1 protein-coding gene is annotated in these 496 nt (G+C 57.9%); it reads left to right on the top strand.

Annotation, left to right across the window (positions count from 1 at the left end; translation table 11 throughout):
- On the top strand, positions 1–263 hold a 263-nt coding region (locus AADR41_RS42280; protein ID WP_342287793.1), incomplete at its 5' end, for a hypothetical protein.
- Positions 264–496 lie beyond the last annotated feature (233 nt).

The raw sequence follows: 496 nt of genomic DNA, 5'->3' as shown, positions 1-496 counted from the left end.
CCCCTATGCTCCACCCCACGCACAAGGCTCGAACCCTTGGTTTCGATTCGGGCCTTGTTGCTGTCTTGGGCCCAGGTGAGGGCGTTGGCGTTGATCTGAGGGTCGGGGTGCATTTCGAAGGGTCGGTTGTTCTCGACGCGGAGTTGGTCGTCTTCGTCGATGTGATCTTGGTGAAGAAGGCTTGGTTGCAAAGGCGTCGGTTGACGTTTCGCAGCGTTCGTAGACTTCGGCGTCGGTCAGAAATGTTGAGCCATCTCAAGTGAGCGGACAGACTGACCCCGGAAGTCCACAACACAGGGTTCCGGTGGCCGCTTTAATGCCCGGTAAACCCCTCGCGACCAACGCACACACAGTTCGTGCGGCCGAGCCAAAGCCGTCAAACTCTCTACGTAGTAGGTCCACTGATCGGTGACGAAACGCTTCTGACGAGCGAAAACAGTCAAACGTGGTAGCCGGCAGATGGACGACCACTACCTCTCAGGCCACCGCTTAAGCC

This window comes from Streptomyces sp. CLV115 (assembly GCF_038448545.1).
GTDB classification, from domain to species: domain Bacteria; phylum Actinomycetota; class Actinomycetes; order Streptomycetales; family Streptomycetaceae; genus Streptomyces; species Streptomyces sanglieri.
The sequence above is the reverse complement of the archived record's forward strand: the minus strand, read 5'-3'. Positions and strand labels throughout refer to the sequence as shown.